At 47.2% G+C, this 13,398-nt stretch carries 19 protein-coding genes; 6 read left to right on the forward strand and 13 right to left on the reverse strand.

Annotated features, from left to right (window positions below; all coding sequences use genetic code 11):
* The first annotated feature begins 248 nt into the window (after positions 1–248).
* On the forward strand, positions 249–803 hold the full coding sequence (locus JK154_RS17075; RefSeq protein WP_211993919.1) for a gamma carbonic anhydrase family protein: 555 nt from the start codon (positions 249–251) through the stop codon (positions 801–803).
* On the opposite strand, the gene JK154_RS17080 is transcribed toward JK154_RS17075, so the two are convergent.
* From JK154_RS17080 to dprA, 6 genes are read right to left on the reverse strand one after another with little or no spacing between them, the layout of a single operon-like run.
* Positions 779–1,036, reverse strand: a complete 258-nt coding sequence (locus JK154_RS17080) for a DUF1488 domain-containing protein (RefSeq protein ID WP_211993920.1) — start codon at positions 1,034–1,036, stop codon at positions 779–781. The genes JK154_RS17075 and JK154_RS17080 overlap by 25 nt on opposite strands.
* Positions 1,033–1,851, reverse strand: coding sequence for a shikimate dehydrogenase (gene aroE / locus JK154_RS17085; protein ID WP_211993921.1), 819 nt, complete (start codon positions 1,849–1,851; stop codon positions 1,033–1,035). The genes JK154_RS17080 and aroE overlap by 4 nt, the downstream gene beginning before the upstream one ends.
* 2 nt (positions 1,852–1,853) lie before the next feature.
* Complete coding sequence (gene tsaC, locus JK154_RS17090) at positions 1,854–2,426, reverse strand: L-threonylcarbamoyladenylate synthase type 1 TsaC (protein ID WP_211993922.1); 573 nt, start codon at positions 2,424–2,426, stop codon at positions 1,854–1,856.
* A complete protein-coding gene (locus JK154_RS17095; RefSeq protein WP_211993923.1) occupies positions 2,419–2,973 on the reverse strand; it encodes a topoisomerase DNA-binding C4 zinc finger domain-containing protein in 555 nt (184 codons plus the stop codon). Before JK154_RS17095 ends, tsaC begins: the two co-directional genes overlap by 8 nt.
* 22 nt (positions 2,974–2,995) lie before the next feature.
* Positions 2,996–3,469 (reverse strand): DUF494 family protein Smg, encoded by a 474-nt coding sequence (gene smg, locus JK154_RS17100; protein ID WP_211993924.1) that lies wholly within the window; start codon positions 3,467–3,469, stop codon positions 2,996–2,998.
* A complete protein-coding gene (gene dprA, locus JK154_RS17105) occupies positions 3,441–4,565 on the reverse strand; it encodes a DNA-protecting protein DprA (protein ID WP_211993925.1) in 1,125 nt (374 codons plus the stop codon). Before dprA ends, smg begins: the two co-directional genes overlap by 29 nt.
* Before the next feature lie 129 nt (positions 4,566–4,694).
* On the opposite strand from dprA, the gene def reads away from it, so the two are divergent.
* The 5 genes from def to mscL all read left to right on the forward strand — a co-directional run bounded on the left by def (position 4,695) and on the right by mscL (position 9,634).
* Positions 4,695–5,204, forward strand: coding sequence for a peptide deformylase (gene def, locus JK154_RS17110; protein ID WP_211993926.1), 510 nt, complete (start codon positions 4,695–4,697; stop codon positions 5,202–5,204).
* Positions 5,205–5,218: 14 nt separating this feature from the next.
* Positions 5,219–6,166 carry a methionyl-tRNA formyltransferase gene (gene fmt / locus JK154_RS17115; RefSeq protein WP_211993927.1) on the forward strand — a complete coding sequence of 316 codons (948 nt, stop codon included), beginning with the start codon at positions 5,219–5,221 and terminating at the stop codon, positions 6,164–6,166.
* Positions 6,167–6,238: 72 nt separating this feature from the next.
* Complete coding sequence (rsmB, locus tag JK154_RS17120; protein WP_211993928.1) at positions 6,239–7,528, forward strand: 16S rRNA (cytosine(967)-C(5))-methyltransferase RsmB; 1,290 nt, start codon at positions 6,239–6,241, stop codon at positions 7,526–7,528.
* A 48-nt stretch (positions 7,529–7,576) separates the two neighbouring features.
* Entirely contained in the window at positions 7,577–8,953 is a 1,377-nt protein-coding gene (trkA, locus tag JK154_RS17125) for a Trk system potassium transporter TrkA (protein ID WP_211993966.1), read from the forward strand.
* A 264-nt stretch (positions 8,954–9,217) separates the two neighbouring features.
* A complete protein-coding gene (gene mscL / locus JK154_RS17130; RefSeq protein WP_211993929.1) occupies positions 9,218–9,634 on the forward strand; it encodes a large-conductance mechanosensitive channel protein MscL in 417 nt (138 codons plus the stop codon).
* A gap of 35 nt (positions 9,635–9,669) precedes the next feature.
* Here the strand turns inward: mscL and JK154_RS17135 are convergent, their stop codons facing one another.
* From JK154_RS17135 to rpsK, 7 genes are all read right to left on the reverse strand, one after another.
* The gene (locus JK154_RS17135) at positions 9,670–9,942 is read right to left on the reverse strand and encodes an alternative ribosome-rescue factor A (RefSeq protein WP_211993930.1); all 273 of its coding nucleotides are present in this window, start codon (positions 9,940–9,942) and stop codon (positions 9,670–9,672) included.
* 42 nt (positions 9,943–9,984) lie between these two features.
* Positions 9,985–10,404, reverse strand: a complete 420-nt coding sequence (zntR, locus tag JK154_RS17140) for a Zn(2+)-responsive transcriptional regulator (RefSeq protein ID WP_211993931.1) — start codon at positions 10,402–10,404, stop codon at positions 9,985–9,987.
* A gap of 2 nt (positions 10,405–10,406) precedes the next feature.
* Positions 10,407–10,778, reverse strand: coding sequence for a DUF1992 domain-containing protein (locus tag JK154_RS17145; RefSeq protein ID WP_211993932.1), 372 nt, complete (start codon positions 10,776–10,778; stop codon positions 10,407–10,409).
* 119 nt (positions 10,779–10,897) lie between these two features.
* Positions 10,898–11,287, reverse strand: a complete 390-nt coding sequence (rplQ, locus tag JK154_RS17150) for a 50S ribosomal protein L17 (protein ID WP_211993933.1) — start codon at positions 11,285–11,287, stop codon at positions 10,898–10,900.
* A 40-nt stretch (positions 11,288–11,327) separates the two neighbouring features.
* A complete protein-coding gene (gene rpoA, locus JK154_RS17155) occupies positions 11,328–12,317 on the reverse strand; it encodes a DNA-directed RNA polymerase subunit alpha (protein WP_002919219.1) in 990 nt (329 codons plus the stop codon).
* Between the two features lie 25 nt (positions 12,318–12,342).
* Positions 12,343–12,963: a 30S ribosomal protein S4 gene (gene rpsD / locus JK154_RS17160; RefSeq protein ID WP_211993939.1), complete on the reverse strand. Its 621-nt coding sequence runs from the start codon at positions 12,961–12,963 to the stop codon at positions 12,343–12,345.
* A gap of 33 nt (positions 12,964–12,996) precedes the next feature.
* Complete coding sequence (gene rpsK / locus JK154_RS17165) at positions 12,997–13,386, reverse strand: 30S ribosomal protein S11 (protein ID WP_211993941.1); 390 nt, start codon at positions 13,384–13,386, stop codon at positions 12,997–12,999.
* Positions 13,387–13,398 lie beyond the last annotated feature (12 nt).

The raw sequence follows: 13,398 nt of genomic DNA on the forward strand, positions 1-13,398 counted from the left end.
TTTATTTTCGCTTTTCTTCGACTCACTCGGCGGTTTGTAAACCGTTGTTCCGTGTCAGTGGAGGCGCATTATAGGGATACTGATTTTTAGCACAAGTGTTTTTTAGATCTTTTCTTCCGAGTGACTATTTTTCATTCTTTTTGCTGTTACTGCGTTCGATTTAGCTACTTTTTGACCTTCACAACCCTTGCCATTGCTCAGAAAAGTGGCCAAAGTCTTAATCATACAACGAGCGTAGCGAGGTATTTATGTCCACAGTATTACGTGCTTATCAGAAAAGATCCCCAACCATTGGCCAACGAGTCATGATCGATCCCAGTAGTGTTGTCATTGGTGATGTTCAGTTAGCCAATGATGTCAGTGTCTGGCCTCTCGTAGCAATCCGTGGCGATGTTAACAGGATAACGATAGGGGAACGCACCAATATTCAGGATGGTAGTGTGCTGCATGTTACCCATAAGTCATCCTATAAACCGGAAGGAAACCCACTGATTATTGGAAAAGATGTGACTATCGGACACAAAGCAATGTTACATGGCTGCACTATCGGAGATCGTGTACTAGTAGGAATGGGATCTATCTTATTAGATGGCGCTTTAATTGGTGACGACGTTATTATTGGTGCTGGCACGTTAGTAACGCAAAATAAACAACTCGAAAGTGGTTACCTTTATTTAGGTAACCCAGTGCGGCAAATCAGGCCTTTGACTGAAGATGAACGCCAGGGGCTAACCTACTCAGCTAATAACTATGTCAGCTGGAAAAACGAGTATCTCGATCAGGATAGCCAATACCAGCCTTGAGTATCCTCTTCTTCATTGCGAATTAATGCTTCAAAGTGCTCTTCAAGATCCCAACGGTGTTGCCGGAATAGTGCCAACCATTGTTCCGGTGTACTGCCCCCAAACTCACCAACAAGCCATGTACCGCTCACTGCACAATTAACCTGGAATCCCGCAACGAGAGCGGTAAAACAGATAGCTTGTTTGTTTTCATCCCAAACTTCGCTGTCAGGGAATTGAATCGCCTGATTCACACGCTCATCTCTTGCTTTAATGCTTCAATCACCGGTGCAATTTCCGGTAATACACCATGCCAGAGTAACACTGCATGCGCGGCTTGCCCCACCAGCATTCCCAGTCCATCTGCATACTCATTCACACCATGTTCGACGGCCCATGACAGAAAAGGCGTCAGGCCTTGTTGATAGAACATATCATAACAACGTACTGGTGATGAAAGTAGCGAGCGCGGCAATGCTGGGATCTCGCCATTGAGGCCGCTGGACGTCGCATTAATCAGTAAGTCAAACTGCTCACCCTCTAACTGAGAGTAATCCAGCCCTTGTACCTTTCCGGTTTGGTTAAAAATCTCCACCAGTGTCTGTGCTTTCTCAAAAGTGCGGTTGGTAATGGTAATATGCGTATTTAAAGCCAACAATGGCGCAATCACTCCCCGTGCCGCACCACCTGCCCCAATCAAAAGAATACGATCACCAGGACGGATCAGTGCTAAACGTTCCAGATCACTAACTAAACCCACCCCATCGGTATTATCCCCAAGTAATCGACCATCATCCAATCGCTTCAGGGTATTCACCGCACCAGCTAAAGCGGCTCGTTCCGTCAGTTCATCGGCACGAGCAAAAGCCTGCTCCTTGAAGGGAACGGTGATATTGGCACCACGCCCGCCAGCGGCAATAAAAGACTCAAGAGTCTCAATAAATGCATCCACCGGCGCCAGCACCCGCCCATAGGGATGCTCTATGCCCATCTGCATAGCAAAATGCTGGTGAATACGGGGCGACTTGCTGTGCTGAACTGGATTACCAAAAACCGCAAAAGCGTTCATACTTACCCCTGCCTGAATAATTCGCCAGTTAAAGCATCACGGATTTCAGAAGGGTTTGTGCGCCCCCCTGTATCACCTTCCAATACTGGAAAATCATTACCGAATTGTTGGTAGACCTCGCTGGCCTGACGGCAAGGAGGCTTCCCACTTAAGTTAGCGCTGGTAGAGACTAACGGCTTACCATAAGTGCGACACAGTTTTTTCACTAAAGGATGATCAGTGACACGCACAGCTAAAGAGTCAAAACGCCCCGTCAGCCATTTCGGTGTCTCAGGCCGGGCTGGGAATACAAAGGTCACCGGCCCCGGCCAATGGGAAAATACCACCAGCCGTTGAGCATCACTTAACGCAGAGTCATCTATATAAGGCATCAGTTGCTCAAAATTATCGGCAATCAGAATGAGGCCTTTATCAACTGAGCGCTGCTTTAACTCCAGTAAACGCATAACGGCGAGTTCGCTGTCAGGATCACAGCCTACACCGAATACCGCCTCGGTAGGATAAGCAATAACCTGCTGTTGTTTTAATACGCCTGCAATTTGTAAGAGCTGGTTTTCAGTGGTTTGATTATTCACAGATTTGTTCCGCCGATATCGGCTTTCCACATTGTTTACTGGCACAAAAGTATTTTACGCCCTTGGCTGTTTTCTTTTCAATAAGTAGTGGGTATTGGCAGTGTGAGCAAATGCCTGCCCGCGGCTGGAAGTTAATAACAAACTGGCAGTCAGGATAACCGGAGCAAGACCAGAAGGTTTTACCATATCGGGAACGGCGTTGTATCAAGTGGCCTTTCTCACATTGTGGGCAGGCTATTGTCGTGTCATCCGGTTTATCGATAACTTCGGTATGATCACAGTCAGGATAGTTGCTACAACCAATAAACATGCCATAACGGCCCTGGCGCAGTACCAGCGTTGCCTGGCAAACAGGGCAGTGCTGACCATCAAGTACTTTAACAATATGGCCATCCGCCTGGTTTTTTAGTGGGCGGACATAGTCACATTCAGGATAAGCAGAGCAACCCTGAAAGGGGCCATGTTTTCCTGAACGAATAACTAAAGCTGCCCCACAAAGGAGGCAGGACGAATTTGATGGCACCGCAAAAAGTGCAGACTTAACCATGGTATCTCACAGAAACGAAAAGTTAATGCAGCATACCCTCATTTGATTCGAAGAGTAATTCTTCCATCTTCTGATAGGCATTTTCACACCCGGGAATATTGAATAACACCATCAGCACAACCCACTTCAGATCTTCAAGCTCAAACTCTGCAGTATCCAGCGCCAGGATCCGTTCAATAACCATCTCACGAGTTTCGAGGTTCAACACCTGGATTTGCTCAAGAAACAGCAAGAATCCACGACAATCCGCATCCAGACGCTGACGTTCTTCAGTCGTATAGATGCGCATTGATAACGGGTCTGACACTAACTGCATGGGTTCAGTCAGCCCTTCCTGATAATCGGCAAGCTTTTCAAGCCATACCAATGCATTATAAACGTCTTCGCGATCAAACCCCGCATCGGTTAGATCGTGAGTGAGTTTATCCTGATCGACATGTAGATCAGTTTGGTCATGAATGTAGGTTTCAAATAAGTACATTAGTACGTCGAACATGGCATGCCCTCCTCAATCGGACATAGCCGCCGGGTACTGCTGCGATCCATCCTGCTAACTCCAGTTCGAGCAGTTTGGCTACTGTCTCTGGCACAGGTTGGCCGGCACGTTCAGCGACGACGTCAACAGGTGTAACCTCATCCCCTACGTTAGCCAACAGTTCAGGAATTGGCAATGCACAGTCGGGGGGATTTGATGAATATATTGACGTCACCGGTGAAACACGCAGCCAGCATAGTTCAGATTCAAGATAATCGAGGATATCTTCTGGATGGCGAACTAAAGTTGCTCCCTGTTGAATCAGCCGATGTGGGCCACTGCTGCCCGGGCTATCAACCAATCCCGGTAAAGCAAAAACTTCACGACCCTGTTCCAGAGCATAGCGCGCAGTCACTAAAGAGCCGCTTCTTTCATGTGCTTCCACAACAAAGACAGCCCGGCTCAAACCACTGATGATTCTGTTACGCCAGGGAAAATGACTGGGCCAGGGAGAACTATCAAGAGGAAATTCAGAAATAATCGCCCCTCCCTGCTCCATAATTTGCAGGGCAAGAGCGCTATGGCGCCGTGGATAGACACTGCCCAGACCATTGCCTAACACCGCAATTGTTCGCCCCTGAGCATGTAATGCGGAACGATGAGCCACCCCGTCAATACCCAGTGCCAGACCACTGGTAATTGTCAATCCGGCTTTTACCAATGGCTCACAGAATTGACGACAACTACGCTCACCATAATCAGAAAGATTACGACTCCCCACCACGGCCAGTTGATGCCGGTGCAGCACTGTTGGGTCTCCCGCAACAAACAGCGCAGGTGGAAAATGGGCGATTGCACGTAATGTTTCAGGGTAGTCAGGGCTATCCGCGGTGAGAAAGTGATGCCGTGGATCGTCAAGCCACGCCAGACTCATTTCTCGCTGCTTTAGTGTCAGACTATTAAAAAGGTGGCAGCTTTTTGTATTTAAACCACTGGCAATAAGAGCATCGTCATCTATTACGGAACAGTTCTGTAGAAAATGAAAAACTTTCAGACAGTTATCCCCACTAAAACCAGGAATAAGCATCAAACGCAGCCAAATCTCCGTTGGTGGCATCGTTTTTCCCTTATCAGATACAATAAAAGCAATCCTTGCTATTGGTCACTGATACTGTCAATCAGTTAGGGAAATGTCTAGAATAGGGGGTATCTCCCTTTTACCTCCTGAACATAGCTCTGGATATTTATGGCAGTTTTGCAAGTATTACATATTCCTGACGAGCGTCTTCGTACAGTCGCTGCGCCAGTTAAAGAAGTAAATGAAGATATTCAACGTATCGTCGATGATATGTTTGAAACAATGTATGCAGAGGAAGGTATTGGCCTTGCCGCAACGCAGGTCAACATTCACCAGCGTATTATCGTGATTGATGTTTCTGAAAACCGCGAAGAGCAATTAGTTATTATCAATCCAGTATTGCTTGAAAAGAGCGGCGAAACCGGAATAGAAGAAGGCTGCTTGTCCATTCCGGAACAACGCGCTCTGGTTCCTCGGGCCGAAAAGGTAAAAATTCAGGCTCTGGATCGCAATGGTCAGTCTTATGAACTGGAGGCAGATGGTTTACTGGCTATCTGTATTCAGCATGAGATGGACCACTTAATTGGCAAACTATTCATTGATTACCTTTCGCCATTGAAACAACAACGTATTCGCCAAAAAGTTGAAAAACTTGATCGTTTGAAAGCGAAAGCCTGAGGATCCAATACAACGTGTCTGACTCACTGCGCATTATCTTTGCCGGAACCCCGGACTTTGCTGCGCGTCATCTTGACGCATTGCTCGCTTCAGGGCACCAGATTGTCGGTGTTTTCACTCAGCCAGATCGCCCTGCCGGGCGTGGCAAAAAACTCATGCCCAGCCCGGTAAAAGTACTGGCAGAAGAACAGAGTATTCCTGTTTTTCAGCCAGCATCCTTGCGTAAGGCAGAAGAACAGCAATTGATTGCTGATTTGAATGCAGATGTCATGGTAGTGGTGGCCTATGGCTTAATTTTGCCAAAAGCCGTGCTTGAAATGCCACGTTTGGGCTGCATTAATGTGCATGGCTCGCTACTGCCTCGCTGGCGTGGCGCTGCGCCGATTCAGCGCGCCTTGTGGGCGGGTGATGCCCAAACGGGTGTTACTATCATGCAGATGGATGTCGGTTTGGATACCGGGGCAATGTTAGTGAAGCTCGCTTGTAATATTGAGCCAGAAGATACCAGTGCGACCTTGTACAATAAACTGGCAGGGCTGGGACCTGAGGGATTACTGAAAACCTTACAGCAGTTAGCCGCTGGCAGTGCCCAACCCGAAATCCAGGATGAGTCACTCGTTACCTATGCGGAAAAACTCAGTAAAGAAGAGGCCCGGATTAACTGGTCTCTTTCCGCTTCCCAGCTAGAGCGCTGTATCCGTGCGTTTAATCCCTGGCCCATGAGCTGGATTGACATTGAAGGGCAGCCAGTGAAAGTCTGGGCAGCCTCCGTCATCCTCACCCCCGTTGATGCCGAACCTGGCACTATCTTATCGGTCGGTAAACAGGGTATTCAGGTCGCCACCGGCGAAGGTATCTTAAATCTTGAATCACTCCAGCCTGCAGGTAAAAAAGCGATGTCAGCTCAGGATTTACTGAACTCCCGCCGGGAGTGGTTTGAGCCAGGAACACTTCTCGCCTGATGCTTCTCCTTCATATGCCCAGGTCTATCCTGGGCATTTTTATTTATCGCGCTGGAAACCCAAAGCCCGGTTATGAAAAAAACATTAAATCTCCGCAGCATTGCTGCCCAAACAGTTGAACAGGTTGTCGAACAAGGACAATCACTCAGTCAAATATTACCGGCAATGCAGCTCAAAGTTGCGGAAAAAGATCGGGCCCTGTTACAAGCACTCTGCTTCGGCGTACTACGCACATTGCCGCAACTCGAGTGGTTTGTTCAACAATTAATGTCACGCCCAATGACAGGTAAACAACGTACTGTCCATTATCTCATTCTGGTTGGCCTGTACCAGCTACTTTATACCCGTATCCCACCACATGCCGCCCTGGCAGAAACCGTTGAAGGGGCTGTAGCTATCAAGCGTCATGCCTTCAAAGGTGTAATCAACGGGGTGTTGCGTCAGTTCCAGCGTCAGCAAGATGCCTTGCTGGCTGCGGCAGAGAAAGATGAAAGCCACTACCTGCATCCAAAATGGCTACTACAGCGTCTTAAAAAAGCCTGGCCAACTCAATGGCAAGCCATTGTTGATGCCAATAATCAATCCCCGCCAATGTGGTTGCGAGTTAATCGTCAGTATCATACCCGTGAAGAATGGCTTAAATTACTGGAAGACAGTGGACTGACAGGCCAGGCTTGTCAAAAATATCCCGATGCCGTATTGCTCGACACACCAGTGCCAGTACAGCGCCTGCCTGGTTTTGATAAAGGCTGGGTAACGGTTCAGGATGCTTCTGCTCAAGGCTGTGTTGATCTACTTGATCCTCAAGATGGTGAGTTCATTCTTGATCTTTGTGCTGCCCCTGGTGGAAAGACTACACATATTCTTGAGCGGGCCCCAAAAGCCAAGGTCATGGCGGTAGATGTGGATACTCAGCGTATCAAACGAATCCATGAGAACCTGGAACGTCTCAATATGCAGGCAGAAGTGAAACAAGGTGATGGACGCCATCCGCAGCAATGGTGCGAAGGGGCTAAGTTCGATCGCATTCTGTTAGATGCGCCCTGCTCTGCGACAGGTGTTATTCGCCGTCACCCGGATATCAAGTGGCTCCGTCGTGACAGGGATATCCCCGAATTAGTGACGCTACAAAAAGAGATAATTGACGCCATCTGGCCTTACCTAAAGTCTGGTGGCACACTCCTGTATGCAACTTGTTCAATACTTCCTGACGAGAATAGCGAGCAAATTCGGACATTCCTGAGCCATCATGCCGATGCAAGCTTAGTGGAAACAGGGGACGAAAAAATGCCGGGACGACAAAACCTGCCACTTGTAGATGGCGGTGATGGTTTCTTTTACGCTAAGTTAATCAAACGCTGATTTCACCAATAGTGAATCATAGATATCTCACTCATTAAGTGATAAATGATGAAAATAATCATTTTAGGTGCAGGACAAGTCGGCGGTACGCTGGCAGAAAATTTAGTGGGGGAGAACAACGATATCACCGTTGTTGATACAAATCAGGACCGATTGCGTGGCTTGCAGGACAAGTTCGATTTACGTGTGGTTCTGGGACATGGATCCCACCCTCACACGTTAAGAGAGGCGGGTGCTGACGATGCAGATATGTTGGTTGCCGTCACCAGTTCTGATGAAACCAACATGATCGCTTGTCAGGTCGCCTATTCCTTATTTAATACACCGAACCGTATCGCGCGTATACGTGCCCCCAGTTATGTACGCGATGCTGAAAAACTGTTCAGTGCAGATGCTATTCCAATTGACCATCTGATAGCCCCGGAACAACTGGTTATCGACAATATTTACCGTCTGATTGAATATCCCGGCGCCTTACAGGTTGTTAATTTTGCTGAAGGCGCTGTCAGCCTTGCGGTGGTAAAAGCCTACTATGGTGGGCCATTGGTCGGTAATGCATTATCCACGATGCGCGAACATATGCCGCATATCGATACTCGGGTCACGGCTATTTTCCGTCATGACAGACCCATTCGGCCACAAGGTTCTACAATTATTGAAGCTGGTGATGAGATCTTCTTCATCGCGGCTTCACAACATATTCGTGCTGTAATGAGCGAATTGCAGCGGCTGGAAAAACCCTATAAGCGTATTATGTTGGTCGGTGGCGGGAATATTGGTGCTGGTCTGGCGCAGAAGCTGGAAAAAGATTACAGCGTAAAACTGATTGAACGTGATCAGCAGCGAGCGACTGAGCTGGCTGAAATGCTGCAAAATACGATTGTTTTTTACGGTGATGCTTCTGACCAGGAGCTACTGGCAGAGGAACATATCGATCAAGTAGACTTATTCATCACTGTTACCAATGATGATGAAGCCAATATTATGTCTGCCATGCTCGCCAAGCGCATGGGGGCGAAAAAAGTAATGGTTCTGATACAACGTAAAGCTTATGTCGATCTGGTCCAGGGAAGTGTTATTGATATTGCTATCTCGCCACAACAAGCCACCATATCAGCACTACTCGGCCATGTACGTAAAGCCGATATCGTGAATGTTTCTTCATTGCGTCGAGGTGTGGCAGAGGCCATTGAAGCCGTTGCACATGGAGATGAGAGCACCTCAAAAGTGGTGGGCAGAGTTATTGATGATATTAAGTTACCACCGGGCACCATTATTGGTGCCGTAGTGCGCGGCCAGGATGTCATGATTGCCAGTGATAACTTACGTATAGAGCAAGGGGACCATGTCATCATGTTCTTAACAGACAAGAAATTTGTCAGTGATGTTGAACGTCTGTTCCAGCCAAGTCCTTTCTTTTTATAATTCATTATGACGGGATGATTGATACTCGTTTAGTACATGATGTAATAAAGTAAATACGTAACTATACGTCTAAATTATTCCTGTTGCAGGATAGCAGGCAGGCATAGAGTACTCTATGCTTTATCTGACTAAACAGAGATGGCTGAAGATGTTAATCCTGTTTGATATGTGAAGCCATCACTGAGTAGCAGAAAAAGAACGGGTAGATCCCCAAATAAAATACACGTGCAAGATTGTATTATTCGCAGGCCTGAGGAGAGTCAAATGAGTATGTTAAAAGAGTTCCGTGATTTTGCAATGCGCGGAAATGTGGTTGATTTAGCAGTCGGTGTCATTATCGGTACTGCATTTGGTAAGATTGTCTCATCACTGGTTGCGGATATCATCATGCCTCCTTTAGGAGTACTGATAGGTGGTATTGATTTTAAACAGTTCTCTTTAACCCTTCGCGAAGCCAGCGGTGACGTGCCTGCCGTTGTAATGAATTATGGCTCATTTATCCAGAGTATTTTTGATTTTGTCATCGTTGCTTTCGCTATTTTTATGGCTATCAAAGTGATTAATAAGCTGTACAGAAAAAAAGAAGAAGCGGCACCTGCACCTGCTGGTCCATCCCAAGAAGAAGTGCTGTTGAGTGAAATTCGTGACCTGTTAAAACAGCAAAACGATCGTCGTGCATGAATCATTTTTACCCTGAATAGATAAGTGTACTTGCGCTAATCGATTGAATGGATCGGCTCACTTCCAGCGAAACAGAGACGATTAGGGTAAGGCACTTGTTCTGCAAGAAGGCCAGTGGTAAAGAAGTTACAGACTTGCTTACCACTGGCCTCCCAGTTTTTTCCCTTCCCGTATTTTTCCTGACGCTGATAACTTCCCTTCCCTTTCTTATTTTTCTCAATCCGCACTTTAAACAGGGGATCATGGAGTAGTGCTTGTAAGGCATTGTCGTTGATCTGCCCTTTTTGGTGACGATAACTATTCTTCATGCTATTTCCTTAACTAACGGATGTAGGATCATTACCCGGTATTTATTCATTGTGACGACTTGCACCTTCTTCCAGCGCTTCAAGAATTGAACAATACTTGCTGCTATGTGCAGTACCACAACATGCATTGTTCAGATGCTGTAGTGACTGACGCATATGTTGTAGTTCCTGAATACGAAGTTCAACCTCCTGAAGTCTGTGCTGTACAATACTTTTAGACTCCTGACAGGTATGCTGATCAGGTTCAATACGAATAGAGAGTAGCTCACTAATTGCATTAAGCGTAAACCCTAGTTGTTTGGCATAGCGAATGAATTTCAGTCGTTGCAAATCATTTTCACTGTACAGCCGGAAGCCACCACCTGTACGCTCTTTATGATCCATCATATTTTGTTTTTCATAATAACGAATGGTGTCAGGTGTTACTTCTGCCAGTTTTGCTAATTCACCAATGCGATACATTATTATGGCTCCCCGATATGTTTACTGAGTTTTTCACCATACTCGTGGCTGTGCAAAAAATCAGTAGAAATTCCTGCTTGCTGTAACTTAAGCTCCAATAAGGCCAATTTTTTACTCACAGAATGGTAGTCTTCACCCACCGTTTTCAAACTGTTTAACAGGTCAGAGAGCTCAATGGCTTCACGGCGTAACAACAGTTCCGGAGGCAAATAACCAGAGTTTTTTAGCAGACGATAACCCGCGCGCAGTTCAGCAGGGACATGGCTGTCATCATCCAGTATTAGCGGCTTTCCCTCACCAGGCAATTGGTTAAAATCACCATTACGCTGCCCTTCCAGGATATGACGTTCAGCCCAATCGTCGAGTAATCCCATACTAACCTCAACTGAATATTATATGCCGAGTATCAGGATACGAGGATTAGGCAGAATCGAACAGATTTTGGGTATAAAAAAACCGGGCAAGCCCGGTTTTTTTATTTTACTGTTGCAAATTACTCTGCAGCAGCTTCTTCTGTTTTAGACTCGGCGCGATCAACCAGCTCGATGTAAGCCATCGGAGCATTGTCACCTGCACGGAAGCCACACTTCAGAATACGAGTGTAACCACCGGTACGGCTAGAAAAACGCGGACCCAGTTCATTAAACAGTTTTGCCACGATCTCGTTATCACGAGTACGGGCGAATGCCAGACGACGATTAGCAACGCTGTCAGTCTTGGCAAGAGTAATCAGCGGCTCAACTACGCGACGCAGCTCTTTCGCTTTAGGCAGAGTCGTCTTGATTATCTCATGACGAACCAGTGAACCTGCCATGTTGCGGAACATAGCCTGGCGATGGCTGCTGTTGCGGTTCAGTTGACGACCACTCTTACGATGGCGCATGACCTTATCCTTCTCAGTAAAACCTTAACCTGTGATCTGGTTACTCGTCAGCGATGCTTGCCGGAGGCCAATTCTCGAGACGCATGCCCAGAGAAAGTCCACGGGAAGCCAGCACATCTTTAATCTCAGTAAGAGATTTTTTACCAAGGTTAGGCGTTTTAAGTAGCTCAACCTCAGTACGCTGTACCAGATCACCGATATAATGGATAGCTTCTGCTTTCAGGCAGTTAGCAGAGCGGACAGTCAATTCCAGATCGTCAACAGGGCGCAGCAAGATAGGATCGAATTCTGGTTTCTCTTCTTTAACTTCTGGTTGACGAACATCACGTAAGTCAACAAAAGCTTCAAGTTGTTCAGCCAGAATGGTCGCCGCACGACGAATCGCCTCTTCAGGATCGATTGTGCCATTGGTTTCCATTTCAATAACTAACTTGTCCAGGTCGGTGCGCTGTTCAACACGAGCTGCTTCAACATTGTAGGCAATACGCTCTACAGGGCTGTAGCAAGCATCGACGAGCAGACGGCCGATTGGGCGCTCATCTTCTTCCGAATGAATTCGGGCAGATGCCGGCACATAACCACGACCACGTTGAACTTTGATACGCATGCTAATAGCAGCATTCTCATCGGTCAGGTGGCAAATCACGTGCTGTGGCTTGACGATTTCGACATCACCATCATGGGTGATATCGGCTGCAGTCACAGGGCCAATGCCAGATTTATTCAGGGTAAGAATAACTTCATCTTTGCCCTGAACTCTCACCGCCAGCCCTTTCAGGTTGAGCAGGATTTCCAGGATATCTTCCTGAACGCCTTCTTTGGTGCTGTACTCATGTAGTACACCATCAATCTCAACCTCAGTCACCGCGCAACCCGGCATCGATGAGAGCAGAATACGGCGCAGTGCATTACCAAGAGTATGACCAAAGCCACGCTCTAAAGGCTCAAGGGTCACCTTGGCGTGCGTCGAACTCACTTGCTCGATATCTACCAGGCGCGGTTTTAGAAACTCTGTCACAGAACCCTGCATTGTGTCCTCTCTTTGGTACTAAGCTTTACTTGGAGTAAAGCTCGACGATCAGGTGTTCGTTAATGTCCGCAGACAGATCAGTACGCTCAGGCTCACGCTTGAACACACCTTCCATCTTAGTTGCATCAACTTCCAGCCAGGTTGGCTTTTCACGCTGTTCAGCCAACTCCAGAGCGGCCTTAACGCGAGATTGCTTCTTGGCTTTCTCACGGATGCTGACTACGTCATTCGGAGTTACCTGATAAGAAGCGATGTTAACAACGCGACCATTTACCATAACAGCTTTATGGCTAACTAGCTGGCGGGATTCCGCACGCGTAGCACCAAAGCCCATACGATAAACTACGTTATCTAAACGACCTTCCAGCAAAGCCAACAGGTTTTCACCAGTGTTGCCTTTCAGACGAGCCGCTTCTTTATAATAGTTACGGAACTGACGCTCCAGAACACCATAGATACGGCGAACTTTTTGCTTTTCACGCAACTGCACACCATAGTCAGACAGACGCGGTTTACGCGCACCATGCTGACCAGGAGCTTGTTCAATCTTACACTTGGTATCTATCGCACGAACGCCAGACTTAAGGAATAAGTCTGTACCCTCGCGACGGCTAAGCTTGAGCTTAGGACCCAAATATCTTGCCATTTTCTTTCTCCAACAATCCTAAAAACGAACGTATTAAACGCGACGTTTTTTCGGTGGACGACAACCGTTGTGAGGGATCGGAGTCACATCAGTAATGTTCGTGATGCGGAAACCAGCGGCGTTCAGTGCACGAATAGTTGATTCGCGACCTGGACCCGGACCCTTAACCATAACTTCCAGGTTCTTGATACCGTAGTCTTTTACGGCTTCTGCGCAACGCTCTGCTGCAACCTGAGCTGCAAACGGAGTGGATTTACGCGAACCACGGAAACCGGAACCACCGGCAGTTGCCCAACCCAACGCGTTACCCTGACGATCGGTAATAGTCACGATGGTGTTGTTGAAAGAAGCATGGACATGAGCCACGCCGTCAGAGACTGTTTTTCTTACACGTTTACGTGCACGAATTGGTGCCTTTGCCATTATTCAATCACC

Origin of the sequence: Citrobacter sp. JGM124 (genome assembly GCF_018257795.1) — a bacterium.
In the GTDB taxonomy this organism is placed as follows: Bacteria; Pseudomonadota; Gammaproteobacteria; order Enterobacterales; family Enterobacteriaceae; genus JGM124.

Excerpts from the sequence above, each read along its gene's own strand:
- JK154_RS17075 (WP_211993919.1), top strand. The coding sequence starts at position 249 with ATGTCCACAGTATTACGTGCTTATCAGAAAAGATCCCCAACCATTGGC.
- aroE (WP_211993921.1), bottom strand. The coding sequence starts at position 1,851 with ATGAACGCTTTTGCGGTTTTTGGTAATCCAGTTCAGCACAGCAAGTCG.
- JK154_RS17095 (WP_211993923.1), bottom strand. The coding sequence starts at position 2,973 with ATGGTTAAGTCTGCACTTTTTGCGGTGCCATCAAATTCGTCCTGCCTC.
- smg (WP_211993924.1), bottom strand. The coding sequence starts at position 3,469 with ATGTTCGACGTACTAATGTACTTATTTGAAACCTACATTCATGACCAA.
- dprA (WP_211993925.1), bottom strand. The coding sequence starts at position 4,565 with ATGCCACCAACGGAGATTTGGCTGCGTTTGATGCTTATTCCTGGTTTT.
- def (WP_211993926.1), top strand. The coding sequence starts at position 4,695 with ATGGCAGTTTTGCAAGTATTACATATTCCTGACGAGCGTCTTCGTACA.
- rsmB (WP_211993928.1), top strand. The coding sequence starts at position 6,239 with ATGAAAAAAACATTAAATCTCCGCAGCATTGCTGCCCAAACAGTTGAA.
- trkA (WP_211993966.1), top strand. The coding sequence starts at position 7,577 with ATGAAAATAATCATTTTAGGTGCAGGACAAGTCGGCGGTACGCTGGCA.
- mscL (WP_211993929.1), top strand. The coding sequence starts at position 9,218 with ATGAGTATGTTAAAAGAGTTCCGTGATTTTGCAATGCGCGGAAATGTG.
- JK154_RS17135 (WP_211993930.1), bottom strand. The coding sequence starts at position 9,942 with ATGAAGAATAGTTATCGTCACCAAAAAGGGCAGATCAACGACAATGCC.
- zntR (WP_211993931.1), bottom strand. The coding sequence starts at position 10,404 with ATGTATCGCATTGGTGAATTAGCAAAACTGGCAGAAGTAACACCTGAC.
- JK154_RS17145 (WP_211993932.1), bottom strand. The coding sequence starts at position 10,778 with ATGGGATTACTCGACGATTGGGCTGAACGTCATATCCTGGAAGGGCAG.
- rplQ (WP_211993933.1), bottom strand. The coding sequence starts at position 11,287 with ATGCGCCATCGTAAGAGTGGTCGTCAACTGAACCGCAACAGCAGCCAT.
- rpoA (WP_002919219.1), bottom strand. The coding sequence starts at position 12,317 with ATGCAGGGTTCTGTGACAGAGTTTCTAAAACCGCGCCTGGTAGATATC.
- rpsD (WP_211993939.1), bottom strand. The coding sequence starts at position 12,963 with ATGGCAAGATATTTGGGTCCTAAGCTCAAGCTTAGCCGTCGCGAGGGT.
- rpsK (WP_211993941.1), bottom strand. The coding sequence starts at position 13,386 with ATGGCAAAGGCACCAATTCGTGCACGTAAACGTGTAAGAAAAACAGTC.